Below are 17,262 nucleotides of genomic sequence, written 5' to 3'. Positions count from 1 at the left end.
CCTTTCCCTGCCACCAGTACGTAAAAAATGCTCAAGGGCAACATCGCAGACATTGCGCCGGACCAGTCGATGCTGAAATACTTTGACGGCAGGGTCGTGATAAAAAAGATGGTGACAGAGGCTGCAAGCAGGGAGGTCGAAACGTACCTGGTCGACTTTTCAGACGGCGCAAGGACAAAGCTGCATTACCACGAGACGGACCAGATCCTGATAGCCACGGAGGGCAGGGGCGTGGTCGCGCTGCAGAGCAAGGTCGAGATGGACGGCAGCGGCGGCGAGGCAAGGGTGCGCCTTGGCGACGTGCACCACATGAAAAAGGGCGATTTCGTCCTCGTGCCGGCGTACACGTGGCACTGGCACGGCGCGGCGGCCAAGGGCGAGGACTTTGCCCACATACAGATCAAAAAGCCCGGCCGGACCGTTTGGTTCGAATGACGACTATTACCGGCGGACCCTGTACACCTTGCCGTCCTCGTAAGTCAGGATGTAGAGGTAGCCGTCGGCAGGCCCTGTCTCGATGTCCGTTATCCTGCCAAACCCTGCGCCTGCAAGCACATAAGACAGATCCTCCGTCCCCCCATTGCCGTCGTCGGCATCTGCGACCCCGTCTGCAAGCCCGCCTTTTTCTTCAAGCGCAAGCCCCGTCCTGGTTGCGTTCACCGTAAAAAAGTAGAGGTTGCCGTTGTTGATGTCGCCTACAAAGACGTTGTTCTCGTATCTGGGCCCAAGCTTGCCAGAGGAGAAGAACTCGATGTCAGTCACGCCCACCGGCCGCTCCCAGCTGAACACAGGGTCGCCATAGTAGGCAGCAGGGCCCAGCATGACAAGGTCGGCCGCAGTCGCGTTCGACCTTGCAATCGGCCCGGATACCAGGTGCCACCCGCTGTTAAAGCCGGGCCTGACGACGTTTATCTCGTCGTACCTGTCGGGGCCGTTCTCTGTCATCCACAGCGTGCCTGTGACAGGGTCAAAATCCATGCCAAAGCTGTTGCGTATGCCGTACGCAAAATAGCGGGGGAGGTCCGGGAAGGGGCCGCCATCGCCGTGCGGGGCATTGCCTGTCTCCCTGTCGACCCTGAAGACGACTGATTTGTCGTCCGGCGGCCTGCTGCTGCCGCCCTCCTTCTGGTTGTCAAGCACCCCGCCGCCTGCCCCCGTGTCGCCAATGACTGCGTACAGGCGGCGCCCGTCGCTTGCCGGCCCGATTGCCATCTTGCCGCCGTTGTGGTACGGCCCAGGCTCTGCCGGCAGGTCGAGGATCATTTCCGGGTTGGCTAGCGCGCTCCCGTTCCAGTCGTATTTGTAAACGCGGTTTCTGAGCGGCTCCTTCCCCTCCTCTTCTGTGAGGTACAGGAAAACCTCGTCGTCGATGCTTGCTATGCCCAGAAGCCCCTGCTCGGCGCCGTTTGCCACGTCAAGGCGCAGTATCTCTTTGAACCTGCTGTCGGTACCGTCGCTGTCGTCATCGTCGTTGTTGAGCATCATCATCACCCTGCCGTCGTTTTTCTGCAGCACCAAGAGCGCGTCGCCGGCTACAAAGGCCATGCTGGTCGGAAACTCGAGCCCCTGTGCGACGAGCTCTAGCCGCAGGTCGCCGTCATGGAGTACGGGTCCAGCCGCTTTCTGCTGCTTCTGGGCCTCGCCCTGCAGCATGGCAGCCATGAACGGGCCCTGCGTCCCGGCCGCCACCGCTGCAATAACAATAACGACGATCGCCAGCAGGGCAATAGAAGGGGCAAGAAGAAGAAGCGGCGGCTTTCTCAACGCTGGAAAATTTACCCGCTCTGGCGCAATAAACGCTATGCATAATGGTTATGGAAGATGCGTGTGCTTGCTTGCTTGCTTGCTTGCTTGCTTGCTTGTTTGCCTGTCTCGAAGGAGAAAAAAGAAAAAAGAAGAAAGGCCATCATTTAATTTAGAGCAAGGCCACTCACAGTACGGTACATACGCTGCATATGCTGGACAGGCTGGAATCGCTAATCTCAAATTCGGCTGACGCCGATTACGCCGAAGCGCGCTACCACGCAAGGACGGTGTCGGAGGTCAGCTTTGTCAACGGCAGGCTGGAGCGAATAAAGATGTCTGAAAACGCCGGCTGCGGGATACGCGTCCTCGTGGACGGCTGCTGGGGCTTTTCGAGCACGAGCGACGTGTCGGCCGAGGGGCTGAAGGGGTCGCTTGCAAGCGCCCTGTCGATGGCCCGGGTGCTTGCCGGGTCGAAAAAGAAAAAGGTGGCCGGCCTTGCCGAGTCTAGGATGGCCCGGGGGCGGTTTGAGCCGCCGGTGCGGGGCCGGCTTGCCGACATCAGCATCGAGCAAAAGGTCAAAGTCACAAAGGAGGCGCAGGCGGCTGCCAAAAAGGCAAACAGCCTGATCAAGACCGCCTCTGCGTCGTACAGGGACATGCTCGACTACAAGGCCATAGCAAACAGCGACGGTGCAAGCGTCGAGATATTTGATTCCAAGCCGGAATTCAACGTGGTCGCAATCGCAAGGTCCGGCGGCGGAGGAAGGGGAGGGGGAGGAGGGCAGCAAGAAGAGAGCGCGACCGCCCATGAAGGAGTCGGGATAACGGGCGGCTGGGACGACCTCTTTGGGAAAAAGGGCCACCTTGAATTTGCGCACGAGGCCGCCGACAAGGCAGCCAAGCTATTGAAGGCAAAGCATGCGACAGGCGAAAAGACGACGATAATCCTCGACCCGGGGATGGTGGGGCTGCTCTGCCACGAGGCCGTGGGCCACACGGTGGAGGCAGACTTTGTCCTTTCCGGCTCGGTCGTGAAGGACAGGATGGGCCAGAAGGTGGCAAGCGAGCTTGTGACCCTTGTCGACAGCGGCCTGTCCGACATCGCCGGCAACGCTGCCGGGACGATAGGGATAGACGACGAGGGCGTGGAGGCGGGCCGGACAGAGATAATCAGGGACGGCGTGCTGAGGTCGTTCCTGCACGGCCGCGAGTCTGCTTTCGAGTTTGGCACCGCGTCGACGGGCAACGCAAGGGCGTTCACGTACAGCGACGAGCCGCTGATACGGATGCGCAACACGTACATCGAGCCACGCTCGGACAGGCTGGACGACATGATAAGGGAGACAAGGCACGGCTACCTGGTCAGGGGAGCAAGGAACGGCCAGGCAGACGCAAACGGCGAATTCATGTTCGGCGCGCAGGAAGCCTACTTGATCGAAAACGGCGAGGTGAAGGAGCTGCTGAGGGGCGCAAGCATCTCCGGCAACGCGTTTGAGGTACTTCAATCAATAGACATGGTCGGAAACGAGTTCGAGTACGACATTGGCACCGGCTACTGCGGCAAGTACCAGCCGGCCAAGGTGGACGGCGGGGGTCCGCACGTGCGCTGCACGGCGGTGATAGGGGGCGTGCAATAATGGCAACATTATTGGACATCGAGCCGGCCATGCGCCTTGCAATCCGGGAGGCAGAGGCGCAGGGCGCCGGCGACTGCGAGGCGTACGTCTCGCTGACTTTGGAATCGGAGGTCTCTATCGAGAACAACGACCTGAAGCAGGCCAAGTCGCAGCAGGCAGGCGTCATCGGAGTGCGCGTCTTTGTGGACGGGGCGCTCGGGTTCTACTCTGTCAACAGCCTGGAGCGGGAAAAGGTGAAAGAGGCTGCCGCCAGGGCAGTCAGGATGGCAAGAGTCAGCCCGAAGGACAGGTTCAACCTCATGCCGAAAAAGCGCAAGGTGGCAAGAGTGAGGGGGATATACGACAGGAACGCCGAGGGGTTTGGCGCCCGCGACGCTGCCAAATACGCGGCCGAGATGCTGCACGTGGCAAGGGGCGCCGACGGCCGGGTGAGCGTGGACAGCGGCAACTTTACGGCCGCCCTTGCCACGCAGGCGGTGGGCAATTCAAACGGCGTGATGCTTTCTGAAAAATTGAGCGCGTTTTCATGGTCGATAATGGGCATGGCGATAGACGGCGCCGACGTGTCAAGCTTTGACGTCCAGTCGGGGAGCACCCACTCTGTCAAGGGCATCGATGTCGCGCCTGCCGCAAGGGAATTTTCGCAGACGGTCGTAAACTCACTTGGCGCAAAAAAGATGGACAGCAATCTATCGGGCGCTACAATGATCCTCACGCCTGCAGCGGCGGCAGAGCTTGTGGAGGAGGTGGTGTCATACTCTGTAAACTCGGACTCTGTCCAGAAAAAGTCGAGCAGGTTTGCCGGCCGGCTGGGCAAAAAGGTGGCCTCGCCCCTGCTGACCGTGGTGGACGACCCGACCGACCCCGCCGGCCTGGCGGCGGCAAGCTTTGACAGGGAAGGGGTCCCGCACAGGAGGAACACGGTGATAGAAAAGGGCGTCCTCAAAAAATTCCTGTACAACACCTATACTGCCGCAAAGGGGGGCGTCTCTAGCACCGGCAACGCGTCCGGCTCGACAAGCTCGCCGCCGTCCGTCTCGACTACAAACTTTGTCGTGGCGCCGGGGAGGCCAAGCTTTGACGCCCTGGTGGCCGAGACGAAACAGGGGGTCATGGTAAGCAGGTTCTCAGGCAACGTCAACCCCGTGAACGGGGACTTCTCTGGCGTGGTCAAGGGCGGCAGGCTCATCAGGAACGGCGAGCTCGGGCACGCAGTCAGGGAGGTCATGGTCGCAGGCAACGTCTTTGAGTGCCTGGAGAACCTGACTGGGGTGTCAAGAGAGCGCAAGGCCATCTACTCGTCTATACTACCGTACATGAGGTTTGAGGGGGTCTCGTTCACCGGTGGCTAGTGACGGCAGCAGTAGCAATAGCTATGACATCGCAATCGTAGGCGGCGGGCCGGCCGGCCTTGCAGCCGCCCAGGCGGCGGCCGCGGCCGGCGCAAATGTGGTCCTGTTTGAAAAGGACGAGGCGATAGCGCACAGCGTGAGGACGTCCGGCGTCAGCTGGATAGACTCGATGGACGCGCTGGGCATCCCCTCGCACCTTTACAACCCAGTTTCAAATTATCATTTCATCTCGCCTTCAAACGACGTGCTGATATCATCCGGCGGCAGGCCCCGCTCGTGCGTGCTCGACGTGCGGGCCACGTACCAGCACCTTGCCTTCCTGGCTGCAGAGGCCGGCGCCACCCTGATGGTGAGGAGCAACGTCATAAACGTCCTGAAAGAGGGTTCGCGCGTTGCTGGCGTCAAGGCAAGCACGCCGGCCGGCGACCTCGAGGTCAAATGCCCTCTCGTTATAGACGCAAGCGGCTTTTCCGCCTCTGCCGCGAGGAAGGCCGGCCTCGCCGGCGAGTGGAGGCGGTACGGCGTGGGCGCCGAGTACGAGTGCTACTGTGACCACGCCGACGAGGCGACATGGTCGCTGATGGTCGGCCGCCAGTATTCGGAGGCAGGCTATGCCTGGGTGTTCCCGCTCTCTAAAAACCGCGTGAGGGTAGGCGTCGGGATAGGCAGGCCCGAGTCGCAGGCAGACCCGCTTGAAAAACTGCACTCCATCCTTGAAAAGAGGCTGCGGCCCCTCGACAGGCTGGGCAGGATACAGCCTGTCGAGCTGCATTACGGCTTTATTCCAAACGAGGGGTCGCGCAGCCAGAGCGTCGCAGACGGCCTGCTGACGGTGGGAGACGCCGCCGGCCAGGCAAACCCGCTGGTGCTTGAGGGCATACGCTACGCCATCGAGTTTGGCCGGCTCGCCGGGGAGGTGGGCGCAAGGGCAGTGAAAAATGGCGGTGGCGCTGCTGCAGCTGCAGCAAGCAAAGAGTCACTTGAGGAGTACGAGCGCACATGGAAGGCCAGGGTGGCATCCAAGATAGCGTCTGCCCTGAAAGTGCAGTCGCGCTGGGTCGGCCTCTCCGACGAGGAATGGGACAGGGAGATAGAGATACTGCGGGACATGAGCGCCGACGAGTTCATCGACTTTATAAAAGCAGATTTCACGGCCGCCAAGATGGTCAAGCTTGCGCTCCACCACCCGAGGCTTGCCGCGCGCCAGCTGTTCAGCATGGTGCTGAAATAAAAAATAATTTCCACATGAATGTGCACGCTCCTCGTTAAGTTTTTATATCTTCGCTAGAACAGCATTGCTGACTTGGCTGGAGAGACCGCGGCAGATTTTACTCCAATCCTTTACATGCTCGGCTTCGGTCTGGTAGCGTCGGTCCCGGCCCTGATACTCTCAAGGCTCGTGTCGCCCCGGCGCCGTTACAACCCCGTCAAGTTCCTGCCTATGGAATGCGGCCAGATGCCAAGCGGCGAAGGGCGCTCCCACTTCATGATGCAGTATTACGCTTACATCCTGATGTTCGTCGTGTTCGACGTCATGTCCATTTTCCTGTATGCGTGGGGCACGGCACTCTTTAACATCCCAAGGGCCGCGACCCTGCCGATAATCGCGTTCCTGGGGATAATGTTTGCGGCCATGGGATATGCGCTGTACCTTGCAGGGAGGAAGGGGATCTGGTGAAATGATCTTTGCAATCACGCTCGCACTGTTTAAGTACGGTTTCAACGCAGACAAGCTCGAAGAGGAGGAGATAGAGAGCAGATGAACCGGGAACTGGTCAGCCCGACCAACTTTAACGTGATGGTGACCAAGCTGTCCGACGTGCTCGTGAGGGCGCTTGACAGGCCGCTTGGCTATGCAATCAACTGGGGCAGGATCTGGTCCCTCTGGCCCGTCCACCTTGAGACAGCGTGCTGCAGCGTCGAGTTTGGCGCCGCCTCAAGTCCGCGCTACGACGTGGAGAGGTTTGGCATCATCGAGGCGTTCGGCTCGCTCCGCATGTGCGACCTCATCGTGGTGCAGGGCACAGTGACCCGCAAGATGGCGCCAAGGCTCAGAATGGTCTACGACCAGATGCCAGAGCCCAAGTACGTCATCGCGATGGGCGCGTGCGCAATCACCGGCGGGCTCTACATCGACTCGTACAACGTCCTGCCCGGCGTCGACGGCGTGGTTCCAGTCGACGTGTACGTGCCAGGATGCCCTCCAAGGCCCGAGACACTCATCCAAGGCTGCATGCTGCTGCAAGAAAAGATAAAGAGACAAAAGATCAAGTAACATGAGCAGCGAAGAGCCCAAGAAAACGCCACCAGCTGCCGACAGCAAGCCAGCGCCGGCTTCTTCTTCTTCACCTCCTGCAAAGCCTGCCGCTGCCGCCACTAAGCCAGCTGCTGCTTCTTCTTCTCCGCCGGCCAAGGCCACTCCGCCGCCGGCGCCGGCCGCTGCGCCAAAACCGGCAGCCGCGACTCCTCCTCCTGCCAAGAAAGAGCCAGAGCCGCCGGCGTTTGAGAAGGGGCTGGCCCAGCAGCTGACGACGCGCTTTGGCGATATTGTAAAAATAGTCTACATAAGGCCGCTGCGGATAAAGGTGATGGTGGCCCCTGCCAACATCGTCGAGGTAGCGACCTACATCCGTGACAACATGGGCTTTGACCACGCCGAGTCGGCCGGAGGCACCGACTATCCAAAGGACAAGCAGATAGAGGTCGCCTACCACCTGGGCTCTTATACCCGCGACGACCTTCTTGCGCACATCCTCGTTCTTGCCACGCGCACCGACAGGGACGACGCGCGCATGCCAAGCTTAATTAACGTCTACAAAAGCGTAGAATACCACGAGCGCGAGACGTTCGAGATGCTCGGAGTCTACTTTGAGGGGCACCCGAGGAACGAGAGGTTCCTCCTGCCCGAGGACTGGGCCGACATCCCGCCGCTGCGCAAAGACTTCAGGATAAAGGGCAGATGATGATATAGCAAATGACAAGCCTTGAAGAAAAGATAGAGGAGACGAGGAAGCTGGGCCTGCAGGTGGTCAAGGAGAGCGAAGAAGACCGCCTGATGACGCTCTCGATAGGCCCGCAGCACCCCGGCTCAGGCCACTTTCGCTTCACCGTCAAGGTGGACGGCGACTATATCGTCTACTGCGACCCTGACCCCGGCTACGTGCACAGGGGCGAGGAAAAGATGGCCGAGTACCGCAACGCCATCCAGAACATACCGCACCTTGAACGCCCTGTAATACACGACTCGACCAACATCACCTACGCCTACAGCCTCGCCATCGAGGAGCTGATGGGCATCGAGGTCCCGCGCAGGGGCCAGTTCATACGCGCAATTGCGTCCGAGCTCAACAGACAGGTCTACACCCTGTACTGGCTTGCAATCTATGGCATATTCCTGGGCCACTCGACCATGTTCATGTGGCCGGCAGGCGACCGCGAGCTTTTCATCGACCTGCTTGAGAGGCTGACAGGGGCCCGCGTCACCCACGCCTACAACATACCCGGCGGCGTGAGAAACGACATGCCCGAAGGGTTCAAGCAAAAGTGCCTGGAGCACGTCAACTATTTCGAAAAGCGCCTCAAGGAATACGAGGACATCTTCTACAACATGCCCCTGTTCAGGCAGAGGACCGAGGGGGTCGGCATCCTGACAAAGGAGGACGCCATCAAGCTGGGCGTGACAGGGTCGGTGCTGAGGGCGTCCGGCGTGCCGTACGACATACGCAAGGTCGAGCCCTATGACATTTACAACGAGATAGACTTTAAAGTCCAGTACATGAAGACCTGCGACTCGTTTGCCCGGTCGTACGTCCCGTTCCTGGACATGAAAGAGTCGTGCCACATCGTACGCCAGCTGCTCGACAAGATCCCCGAGTCTGGAGAGGTGCGCGCCAAGCTCCAGCCAAACCCCAAGGGGCCGCCGGGCGAGGCTTACCGCCGCGTCGAGTCCGGCAGGGGCGCTCTGGGATACTACATCGTTAGCGACGGCACGCCCAAGCCGTACAGGGTCAAGATATCGGTGGGCTCTTTCCGCAACATGCTTGCCCTGCCGCACCTGCTTGTGGGCCACAAGCTGGCAGACATGCCCTCGATATACTGGTCGCTGAACTACTGGCCCGTGGAGGCTGACAGGTGATAGTAGTATATGTCGTATACTGAATCCTTCCGCTTTGGCGAGTTCGTGGGGAGCGTCCTGTGGCTCGTATTCTGGATACTCATCATATTCTCCCTCGTCGGGCTCCCGCTGCTCTTTGTCGTGCTCTTTTACGTGCCGCTCCCGCCGCTTGGCGACGAGCCGCTGACCCCGTACCTCTTTCTGACCATGATAGTGGATCCCACGCGCACCGTGCCCATCGCGAAATACATGATCCACACCGACCTGTTCAGGGTCTCGGCGTTCCCCGGCTTTGGCTACGCGGCGCTGATAGCTGCCGCGACGATATTCATAGAGCGCAAGTTCCTTGCCAAGATGCAGCTCAGGTACGGCCCGCTGTACGTGGGCAAGATAGAGGGCATCCTGCAGCTGATGGCCGACGGGTTAAAGCTCATTTCAAAAGAGATAATCGTGCCCGCAGCAGCTGACAAGCCGATATTCTGGGCCGCGCCCATCGCATTTGTGTCAGTAGCCGCCGCCGGGGCCGCGCTCATACCTGTAGCGCCCGGCTGGGTGGTGGCCGACGTTGACGTGGGCCTGCTCGCAGTCTTTGCGATATTCGGGTTCTTCCCGCTCATCGCGCTGCTCTTCTCGTGGGCAAGCAACAGCAAGTACCCGTTCATCGGCGGCCTGCGCGCGCTCCACCAGATAATCGCGTTTGAAATCCCGTTCATCATCTCGGCGCTGTCAGTAGTCATCCTCGCCGGGTCGCTGAACCTCACCGACATCGTCAACGCCCAGATATCGTCCTACTGGTTCTTTTTCTTCCTGCCCATAAGCGCGTTCGTGTTCTACCTGTCGTCGCTTGCAGAGCTGGAAAGGATCCCGTTCGACCTGCCAGAGGCCGAGTCAGAGATCGTCGCAGGCTGGATAACCGAGACATCGGGCATGATATACGGCCTGATACAGCTTGGCACCTACGTCAAGCTGTACGTGCTGGCGGCGCTGTTTGTCGTGCTGTTCATGGGCGGCTGGAGCGGGCCGGTGATATTCCCGCAGGAGATACTGCCGGGCTACACGGGCGAAAAGATCTACAACCCTGTGACGCTTTCGGCCATCACGTGGTTCACCGTCAAGACGTTTGCAGTCATCATGCTGTTCCTGCTGCCCAGGGGCATCAGCCCGCGTATCAGGATAGACATACTGCTGCACACGGGCTGGTACAAGCTGATCGTGCTGTCGTTCATCAACATGTTTGTCGCCCTTGCACTAATATATGGCGGCATACTTGGTCCGGGAGGGCTGCTGGTCAGATGAGCTATAGTAGTGGTAGTAGCAGTGGTAGCAGTAGCAACAGCGGGACTGCCTCTGGCTTTATCAAGGCCATCGAATCCGGCTCCAAGCACCTCGTCATAAGGCGCTTTACCTTCCGCTACCCTGAAGAGAAGCTGCGCTTTGTGGGCGACGGCTACCAGTTCGACCCCAAGCGCGGCGTAGGCATCGCCGGCTACCGGGGGCGCCACATACTGATGCACGACAAGTGCACCGGCTGCCAGCTGTGCGCCATTGCGTGCGAGGGCATTGCAGAGGCCATAGGCATGGTCAAGGTCGACGAGAACTGGAAGCAGAACAAGAAGGGCATCATGCCCCAGATTGACTATGGCAAGTGCGTGTTCTGCGGCTTTTGCGTCGACGCCTGCCCGTTTTACGCTCTTTTCATGACAAACGACTACGAGCTCTCGTCGTTTACGAAAGAACATTTGATCTACACGCCGCAGCAGCTCGAAGTCAAGCCGAAATACGACGGCGACATCGAGATCAAGATCACCGACAGGGGGGCCACGCATGGTTGACCCCGTCTTTGTAGGGCTTGCCGTGCTGACGGTCGGCTCGGCCATAATCGCCCTTGAGACGAGGGAGCTCATCTACGGCGCAATCGGGCTTGCCATCTCCATGCTCGGCATAGCCGGCTTTTTCCTGCTGCTGGACGCGCCTTTCGTGGCCATGTTCCAGATCGCCGTGTACGTGGGGGCGGTGGCCGTGCTCATCATATTCACGGTCATGCTCGTCAGGACGCAGGCGCTCTTTACCACAAAGGAGGACAGGGGGCGCAAGGCAGGGGGCATCGTGCTGATGCTGTTCATCATGGGAGGGGCTGGGGCCGTGCTCCTGGCGTCGGGCCTGAACACCCGGGACAGCTTTACCGCGCCGCCGGTCGATTTCGTGGCGATAGGCGAGCAGATGCTCACCTACTACTCGCCGGTGCTCATCGTGCTCGGGCTGACGCTTGCCGGCTCTGTGATTGCGGCCCTTGCGCTTGCGCGCAGGGAAGACGCGGAAAAGGAAGGAGAGCAAGAGGGGGAACAAAAACAGAATGACAGAGCTAATTGACTTTATCATCGTCTCGGTCGTGCTGGTCGCAGTGGGCATCTATGGCATCGTCGTCAAGCGCAACGCCATCAGGATGCTCATCTCCATAGAGATAATCGCAAACGCCGCCAACCTTAACCTCGTGGCCTTCTCGCGCTATACGGGCAACATACAGGGCCAGGTCTTTGCACTCTTTTCAATTGCGATAGCGGCCGCAGAAGTGGCAATCGGCCTCGGCCTCATCATCGTCGCTTACAGGCTTTACAAGGAAATCGACGTGGCCGAGTTCAGGAGCATGAGGGGCTAGAGCGGAAATGGCCGAGTCTTACTTCCTCCTAGCGGCGACCTTTATACCATTGCTGCTTGCGCCGGTGGCGTTTGTCATCGGCAGGCGCGCCGGCATAACCGCAGTCACGTGGTTCTCGTTTGGCACGCTGGCAGTCTCGACCGGGCTCCTGGCCATACCTGCCATGATGGTACAGGGCGGGCAGGTGTACTTGGAATCCTACGCGTGGGGCCAGTTTGGCAACTTTGGGCTCAGGCTCGACGGCCTTGCGCTGCCGTTTGCGCTCATCATCTACATCCTATGCACCGTGCTTGCGCTCTATTCAAAGCCGTACATGGTCCACAAGATAATGGAGGACATGCCCGGCCACGGCTCGTCCTCTTCTTCTTCTGCTGCTGCCGCATCAGCCGGCGGCCACGAGGGCCACGGCCACGCAGGCGGCCAGGTCACGCTGACTGTCGACCAGCAAAAGTACGTGAACCGCCAGATGGGCCTCTACTTTGCGCTGTACCTTGCCTTCTCTATGGGCATGCTTGGCACGGTGCTTGCCACCAACCTGATCGAGTTTTACGTCTTTTTCGAGCTGATGCTCGTCCCGTCCTTCTTCCTGGTCGCCTTTTATGGCTACGGCGCCAGGCGCAGGATAGCCCTGATGTTCTTCTTCTGGACGCACGTGGGAGCAGTCGTCCTGCTGCTGAGCCTGCTTGCCATGGGCTTTTTCGCCGGCGGCTTTGACTATTCCACGGTCATGGCAAACGTCGGCAAGATACCTGCCGACTGGCTGCCGCTCATCGTGTTCGGCCTCGTAGTCGGCCTGGGCGTCAAGCTTGCAGCCTTTTTGCTGCACATCTGGCTCCCGTACGCCCACGCAGAAGCCCCTACCCCTGTGTCGGCGCTCCTGTCACCGGCCATGATCGGCATCGGCGCTTACGGCCTGCTGCGGCTGTGGCTGGAGCTTTTGACTGGAAGCTACGAGCAGTACAGCCTGTACATCAACATGTGGGGCCTTGCGACCATGATGTACGGCGGCGCCATGGCCCTTATGCAGGACGACATCAAGAAGGTCCTCGCATACTCGTCGATCAGCCAGATGGGCTACATACTGTTCGGCCTCGGCTCTGAAAGCATACTTGGAATCTCTGGCGCGACCATGCTCTACATCACGCACGGGCTTGGCAAGGCCGTGCTCTTCATGATGGCCGGCTCCATCATACTCCAGACCGGCACGCGCAGCATGTCCAAGCTGGGCGGCCTTGCCGGCAAGATGCCCTACACGGCAGTCATTGCCATGATTGGCGCCCTGACCATAATGGGCGTCCCCCCCACAAGCGGCTTTATGGCCGAGTGGACGATGTTCTCGGGCGTTCTCCAGACTGCCTCGCACGACGCCGACTCGTTCAGGGTCGTGCTCTTTGCGTTTGGCATTTTGTCGACGGTGCTGACATCTGCGTACATACTGTGGATGATAAAGCGCATATTCTTTGGCAAGATACCGGAAGAGCTTGCGCACGTGAAAGAGGCAAGCCCCTACATCACGGCCACTATGGCGGCGTTTGCTGCACTGTCGCTTGCGATAGGCGTCTATCCCGACGTGTTCTTTACGCCGATATCTGACTATGTGTCGGGCATGTTCGCCGGCCACGAGGGCGTTCTGCCCATCCCCGAGTCGTCAAACACCCTGATCCTCGAGCCGGTGGCGCACGGGGCCGAGGGAGCGGCGACGGCGACGACGACGGCGGCAGCAGGAGAGGGGATAGCGGCAAACGAAGGCATATCTGCTGCAGAAGGAACTGGAGGAGAAGGTGGACACTAAAATATGGTAGTTGGTTTTAGCGAGTCAATAAACGTCTGGCTCATCTGGATGCTGCCCTTTATCGGCGCAGCTGCGATGCCTGCCATTGCAAAGGGCAGCAAAAAGGCGCGGGACTATATAGCTGTAGGGTTTGCCCTTGCGAGCGCCATCTCTGCAGCGACGCTCATACCCGTCGGGCTGGCAGGCCATGAAATCCACAGCCAGATCCCGTGGATCTCGTCCATCGGCCTGAAGGCAGGCGTGCTTGCAGACCCGCTTGCCATCCTCATGACCAACATCGTGGCCTGGATAGCCTTCCTGATATTCGTCTACTCTGTGGGCTACATGCACGGCGACAAGGACCTGACCCGCTACTGGTTCTTCATGCTCTTCTTCATCGGCTCGATGCAGCTGATCGTGATCTCGGACAACCTGCTCATGGTCTTCTTCGGGTGGGAGGGCGTGGGCCTTGCGTCGTTTGCGCTCATCGCCTTCTGGTACCACGACAGGAAGAAGGACTATGTCGGAGTCGAAGGCCACAGGGCCGCAGGAATCCCGATGTGGACCGCGCCCACGCACGCAGGCATGAAGGCGTTCCTCATGACGAGAGCGGGGGACGTCATGATGCTTGCAGGCATGTTCCTGATATTTGCAAACGCCGGCACGTTTGGGTTCAAGGAGCTGGTCGCCGACCAGACCTGGGCGCAGAACATGGCCGCGCAGAACCTGCTCGTGCCTGCTGCCGTGCTGCTGTTTGGCGGCGCCGTGGGCAAGTCCGCCCAGTTCCCGCTCAACGAGTGGTTGCTGGAGGCCATGACCGGCCCGACCTCTGTTTCGGCGCTCATACACGCCGCGACCATGGTCAAGGCCGGCGTGTTCCTGGTGGCAAGGATAGGGCCGCTCTTTTTCGCGCTCTCGGCGCTCAACACGGGCCAGTTCTTTGAAGTGGTGGCCTGGACCGGCGCCATAACCGCGTTCCTGCTGGCAACGCAGGCGCTCGTGAGCCCCGAGATCAAGAAGGTGCTCGCATACTCGACAGGCTCGCAGATAGGCTACATGATGATGGGAATCGGCATAGCCGGCCTTTCGCTCAACTTTACGGACGGCTACACGGCCGGCTTTTTCCACCTGATGAGCCACGCCATGTTCAAGGCGTCGCTCTTCATGGGCGCCGGCGCGCTCTTGCATACCGTGCACTCGCGCTTTATGACAGACATGGGCGGCCTGCGCAAGCAGATGCCCAAGACCTACATATTCATGCTGCTCGCCGCGCTGTCGCTTGCAGGCGCCCCGCTCTTTACGTCCGGCTTCTGGAGCAAGGACGCCATATTTGCCGCCGTGCTAGAGTCCGGCTACCAGTATTCCTGGGGCCTGTTTGCAATGGCGGTGATAGTGGCGGTGATGACTGCGTTCTACACCTTCAGGATGATAGGCATGGCCTTCTTTGGCAACAAGAGCAAGCACGTCGAAAAGATGGAGCAGGAGGGCCACCACGTCCACGAGGTGAGCGCAGTCATGTGGGCCCCGTTTGCGATACTGGCAGTCGCCTCGATAGCGGTGGGCGTCGTCGGGTTCATGTTCGAAGAGCAGCTGCACGAGCTGTTCTCCGAATACCTGCGCGAGTCGTTTGCCATAGAGGCCCCGCACGAGGCCGCCGCCGGCGACGGCAGCAGCGGGCGCGTCTTCCTCAACCTCAACCCGATTGCTGCGGCAGCCTCGGTGGGCGCATTCGGGGTCGGCGGCGCGCTCGGCTTTGTGTTCTACGTCGCAAGAAAGGCAGACCCGGAGGCGGTGGGCCGCAACGTCGTCACGCACGGCTTGTGGAAGTTCCTCTACAACAGGTGGTACCTGAACAGCGCGCTCTACTGGGGCGGCGTGATAGGGCCGCTTGCGATATACCGCTTCCTGTGGCGCTACTTTGAAAGCACGGTCGTGGACGGCATCAACCCTGCCTTCCAGGGCGCGATGGCAGGCATGTCCAAGCTGGTCAAGGTGAGCCAGACCGGCGTCACGCAGACGTACCTCTTTGTGTTTGGAGTCGGCATCATGATAGTCGTGATGCTGCTGTTGCTATAGCAGTAGAAAAAATGGAGTAGGGAGAGAGAAAAAAATGGTCGACCTCTTGTCAACACCTGTGCTGGTGACGGTAATACTGGGCGTGGTAGGCCTGGCCATCCCTGCAATCGACGCAGGCAGGCGCGAGCGCGGAGGGGCCGACCGCAACAAGATCTATAGCGCGATCGCGTTTGGCGCCCTGCTCGTCGCCATGGGCATCGTCATATTCAGGGTCTTCTCGGGCGAGGTGCTGCCTGCCGTGGCGTTTGGCAAGGACGTGCTGGTGGACGACCTGTTCGGCTCGTTCTTTGCAGTCGCCCTCCTCATAGTCTCGCTGATGATGACTGCCTCTTCGTGGAACTACATGAAGGGCAGGTCAAACCCCGCGGCCTACTACTCGCTGATACTGCTCTCGTCGATAGGCATGGTGCTCATCGCCTATTCGACCGACCTTGTGATGCTGCTCGTCGCCTGGGAGCTGATGTCCCTGCCGACGTACGCGCTTGCGGCGTTTAACAAGCGCGATCCGATCTCCAACGAGGCTGCTATAAAGTATTTCATGTTTGGCGCCCTTGCGTCGGCGCTCCTCGTCTTTGCGATAGGGCTCGTCTACGGCATGACGGGCACGACCAACATCGGCGACTCTATACGCGCCATGACGACTCTCGACCCGTCGATGATGCCTGTCGCCCTGCTTGCAATAGCCCTGTTCATAGCAGGCTTTGGCTTCAAGATGGGCCTGGTCCCGTTCCACATGTGGCTGCCGGACGCGTACGAGGGCTCGCCCTCGCCAATCGGGGGCCTGCTTGCGGCAGGCACGAAAAAGGCGGGCTTTGCAGCCGCGCTCAGGGTGGTCGTGCTGGGCATGTTTGCGCTCAACGCCGACTGGACGCTCACGCTTGCGATACTTGCCGTGTTCACCATGACGATAGGCAACCTGGGCGCCATAATGCAGAGGAGCGTGCCCAGGATACTTGCGTACTCGTCGATAGGGCAGGCCGGCTACATCATGATAGGCATCGCCCTTGCGCCCTACTCCGACCAGGCGCTGTCCGGGTCGCTCTTCCACATCATAAACCACGCCGTGATGAAGTCGGCGGGGTTCGTCGCAGTGGCCGCAGTGGCAGTCGCCCTGGGCAGCTACAGCCTTGAGAGGTACCGCGGGCTTGCAAAGAGGATGCCGATAACTGCGATAACGCTCACGGTGGCGCTGCTCGCCCTTGCCGGCGTGCCCCCGCTCAACGGGTTCTGGAGCAAGCTGGTGCTCTTTGGCGCGGCGATAAACTCGGGCCCGCTGGTGGAATGGGGCCCCTGGCTTGCAATAGCCGGCGTGCTCAACAGCGCGCTCTCGCTTGGCTACTATGCCTGGATAATGAGGAAGATGTACATGGAGGAGTCGCCGGACATGTCGAAGGTGAAGGAGCCCAAGGCCATAGTGGCCGTGCTCGTGTTCGCAGTCGTGTTCATGGTGGGCTTTGGCATATGGCACGCCCCTCTGCTTGAATTTGCGTCACGGGCGGTCCCCGACCTCGGCTTTGCGCAGGCTGGCATCGCCCCGGGCCCGCTCGAGGCCAGCCAGCTGAAGGTGTCAGAGAGCGTCGACGTGCAGGTGTCAAAAGCGCCCTAGCCGCCAAGACATTCTGCTCTTGCATGATGGCCGGAAGGAACTTTTTTTGCTGCTATGCCGTTCTTTTTACGCTGGCAAATGGACGGAAAGAAAAAGAGAAAGAAAAAGAGGGAAAGAAAGAAAGACCTAGAACTGCACGGAGGCCAGGTCGGTCAGGTGCTCCAAAAAGCGCGTCGCCTCGCTCCCCTGCGGAGATACCCTGCGCAGCTCGTTCTTGGCCTTTACCGCGTACGACCGGTAGAGCTTTTCCATCTTGTCCACAAACTCGCTTGAATTATCCCTGTCCTGCTGCTGCTTGACCAGC

Annotated in this window: 16 protein-coding genes; 15 read left to right on the top strand and 1 reads right to left on the bottom strand. The window is 59.8% G+C overall.

What is annotated here, in order from left to right:
• The first annotated feature begins 27 nt into the window (after positions 1-27).
• Positions 28-435 (top strand): cupin domain-containing protein, encoded by a 408-nt coding sequence (locus tag WKI84_RS08475; RefSeq protein ID WP_337863110.1) that lies wholly within the window; start codon positions 28-30, stop codon positions 433-435.
• A gap of 6 nt (positions 436-441) precedes the next feature.
• Here WKI84_RS08475 and WKI84_RS08470 read toward each other — a convergent pair whose 3' ends face one another.
• A complete protein-coding gene (locus WKI84_RS08470) occupies positions 442-1,764 on the bottom strand; it encodes a PQQ-dependent sugar dehydrogenase (RefSeq protein ID WP_337863109.1) in 1,323 nt (440 codons plus the stop codon).
• A gap of 191 nt (positions 1,765-1,955) precedes the next feature.
• Between WKI84_RS08470 and WKI84_RS08465 the strand changes: the two genes are divergently transcribed.
• The 14 genes from WKI84_RS08465 to WKI84_RS08400 all read left to right on the top strand — a co-directional run bounded on the left by WKI84_RS08465 (position 1,956) and on the right by WKI84_RS08400 (position 16,958).
• Complete coding sequence (locus WKI84_RS08465) at positions 1,956-3,383, top strand: TldD/PmbA family protein (protein WP_337863108.1); 1,428 nt, start codon at positions 1,956-1,958, stop codon at positions 3,381-3,383.
• A complete protein-coding gene (locus WKI84_RS08460) occupies positions 3,383-4,735 on the top strand; it encodes a metallopeptidase TldD-related protein (protein WP_337863107.1) in 1,353 nt (450 codons plus the stop codon). Before WKI84_RS08465 ends, WKI84_RS08460 begins: the two co-directional genes overlap by 1 nt.
• Positions 4,728-5,966: an NAD(P)/FAD-dependent oxidoreductase gene (locus tag WKI84_RS08455; RefSeq protein ID WP_337863106.1), complete on the top strand. Its 1,239-nt coding sequence runs from the start codon at positions 4,728-4,730 to the stop codon at positions 5,964-5,966. The genes WKI84_RS08460 and WKI84_RS08455 overlap by 8 nt, the downstream gene beginning before the upstream one ends.
• A 114-nt stretch (positions 5,967-6,080) precedes the next feature.
• Positions 6,081-6,413 carry an NADH-quinone oxidoreductase subunit A gene (locus WKI84_RS08450; RefSeq protein WP_337863105.1) on the top strand — a complete coding sequence of 111 codons (333 nt, stop codon included), beginning with the start codon at positions 6,081-6,083 and terminating at the stop codon, positions 6,411-6,413.
• 81 nt (positions 6,414-6,494) lie between these two features.
• Complete coding sequence (gene nuoB, locus WKI84_RS08445) at positions 6,495-7,010, top strand: NADH-quinone oxidoreductase subunit NuoB (protein ID WP_337863104.1); 516 nt, start codon at positions 6,495-6,497, stop codon at positions 7,008-7,010.
• A 1-nt stretch (position 7,011) separates the two neighbouring features.
• Positions 7,012-7,698, top strand: a complete 687-nt coding sequence (locus WKI84_RS08440) for an NADH-quinone oxidoreductase subunit C (RefSeq protein ID WP_337863103.1) — start codon at positions 7,012-7,014, stop codon at positions 7,696-7,698.
• Between the two features lie 11 nt (positions 7,699-7,709).
• A complete protein-coding gene (locus WKI84_RS08435) occupies positions 7,710-8,870 on the top strand; it encodes an NADH-quinone oxidoreductase subunit D (protein WP_337863102.1) in 1,161 nt (386 codons plus the stop codon).
• Positions 8,871-8,879: 9 nt separating this feature from the next.
• Positions 8,880-10,145, top strand: a complete 1,266-nt coding sequence (locus WKI84_RS08430; RefSeq protein WP_337863101.1) for a complex I subunit 1 family protein — start codon at positions 8,880-8,882, stop codon at positions 10,143-10,145.
• On the top strand, positions 10,142-10,681 hold the full coding sequence (locus WKI84_RS08425) for an NADH-quinone oxidoreductase subunit I (protein ID WP_337863100.1): 540 nt from the start codon (positions 10,142-10,144) through the stop codon (positions 10,679-10,681). The genes WKI84_RS08430 and WKI84_RS08425 overlap by 4 nt, the downstream gene beginning before the upstream one ends.
• Positions 10,674-11,219 (top strand): NADH-quinone oxidoreductase subunit J, encoded by a 546-nt coding sequence (locus WKI84_RS08420; protein ID WP_337863099.1) that lies wholly within the window; start codon positions 10,674-10,676, stop codon positions 11,217-11,219. The genes WKI84_RS08425 and WKI84_RS08420 overlap by 8 nt, the downstream gene beginning before the upstream one ends.
• Positions 11,203-11,505: an NADH-quinone oxidoreductase subunit NuoK gene (gene nuoK / locus WKI84_RS08415; RefSeq protein WP_337863098.1), complete on the top strand. Its 303-nt coding sequence runs from the start codon at positions 11,203-11,205 to the stop codon at positions 11,503-11,505. Before WKI84_RS08420 ends, nuoK begins: the two co-directional genes overlap by 17 nt.
• A 7-nt stretch (positions 11,506-11,512) precedes the next feature.
• Positions 11,513-13,297, top strand: coding sequence for an NADH-quinone oxidoreductase subunit M (locus WKI84_RS08410; protein ID WP_337863097.1), 1,785 nt, complete (start codon positions 11,513-11,515; stop codon positions 13,295-13,297).
• 3 nt (positions 13,298-13,300) lie between these two features.
• Positions 13,301-15,352, top strand: a complete 2,052-nt coding sequence (locus tag WKI84_RS08405; protein WP_337863096.1) for an NADH-quinone oxidoreductase subunit L — start codon at positions 13,301-13,303, stop codon at positions 15,350-15,352.
• A gap of 34 nt (positions 15,353-15,386) precedes the next feature.
• Positions 15,387-16,958 (top strand): NADH-quinone oxidoreductase subunit N, encoded by a 1,572-nt coding sequence (locus WKI84_RS08400; protein ID WP_337863095.1) that lies wholly within the window; start codon positions 15,387-15,389, stop codon positions 16,956-16,958.
• The last annotated feature ends 304 nt before the right edge of the window (positions 16,959-17,262 follow it).

The sequence above is a fragment of the Nitrososphaera sp. genome, from assembly GCF_037447015.1.
In the GTDB taxonomy this organism is placed as follows: domain Archaea; phylum Thermoproteota; class Nitrososphaeria; order Nitrososphaerales; family Nitrososphaeraceae; genus Nitrososphaera.
This window is presented reverse-complemented; position numbering and strand designations above follow the sequence as displayed.

Bases quoted from the DNA above. Each gene is read 5' to 3' on its own strand.
- WKI84_RS08465 (WP_337863108.1), top strand. From the start codon at position 1,956: ATGCTGGACAGGCTGGAATCGCTAATCTCAAATTCGGCTGACGCCGAT.
- nuoK (WP_337863098.1), top strand. From the start codon at position 11,203: ATGACAGAGCTAATTGACTTTATCATCGTCTCGGTCGTGCTGGTCGCA.
- WKI84_RS08425 (WP_337863100.1), top strand. From the start codon at position 10,142: ATGAGCTATAGTAGTGGTAGTAGCAGTGGTAGCAGTAGCAACAGCGGG.
- WKI84_RS08440 (WP_337863103.1), top strand. From the start codon at position 7,012: ATGAGCAGCGAAGAGCCCAAGAAAACGCCACCAGCTGCCGACAGCAAG.
- WKI84_RS08420 (WP_337863099.1), top strand. From the start codon at position 10,674: ATGGTTGACCCCGTCTTTGTAGGGCTTGCCGTGCTGACGGTCGGCTCG.
- WKI84_RS08450 (WP_337863105.1), top strand. From the start codon at position 6,081: ATGCTCGGCTTCGGTCTGGTAGCGTCGGTCCCGGCCCTGATACTCTCA.
- WKI84_RS08435 (WP_337863102.1), top strand. From the start codon at position 7,710: ATGACAAGCCTTGAAGAAAAGATAGAGGAGACGAGGAAGCTGGGCCTG.
- WKI84_RS08430 (WP_337863101.1), top strand. From the start codon at position 8,880: ATGTCGTATACTGAATCCTTCCGCTTTGGCGAGTTCGTGGGGAGCGTC.
- WKI84_RS08460 (WP_337863107.1), top strand. From the start codon at position 3,383: ATGGCAACATTATTGGACATCGAGCCGGCCATGCGCCTTGCAATCCGG.
- WKI84_RS08400 (WP_337863095.1), top strand. From the start codon at position 15,387: ATGGTCGACCTCTTGTCAACACCTGTGCTGGTGACGGTAATACTGGGC.
- nuoB (WP_337863104.1), top strand. From the start codon at position 6,495: ATGAACCGGGAACTGGTCAGCCCGACCAACTTTAACGTGATGGTGACC.
- WKI84_RS08405 (WP_337863096.1), top strand. From the start codon at position 13,301: ATGGTAGTTGGTTTTAGCGAGTCAATAAACGTCTGGCTCATCTGGATG.
- WKI84_RS08475 (WP_337863110.1), top strand. From the start codon at position 28: ATGCTCAAGGGCAACATCGCAGACATTGCGCCGGACCAGTCGATGCTG.
- WKI84_RS08410 (WP_337863097.1), top strand. From the start codon at position 11,513: ATGGCCGAGTCTTACTTCCTCCTAGCGGCGACCTTTATACCATTGCTG.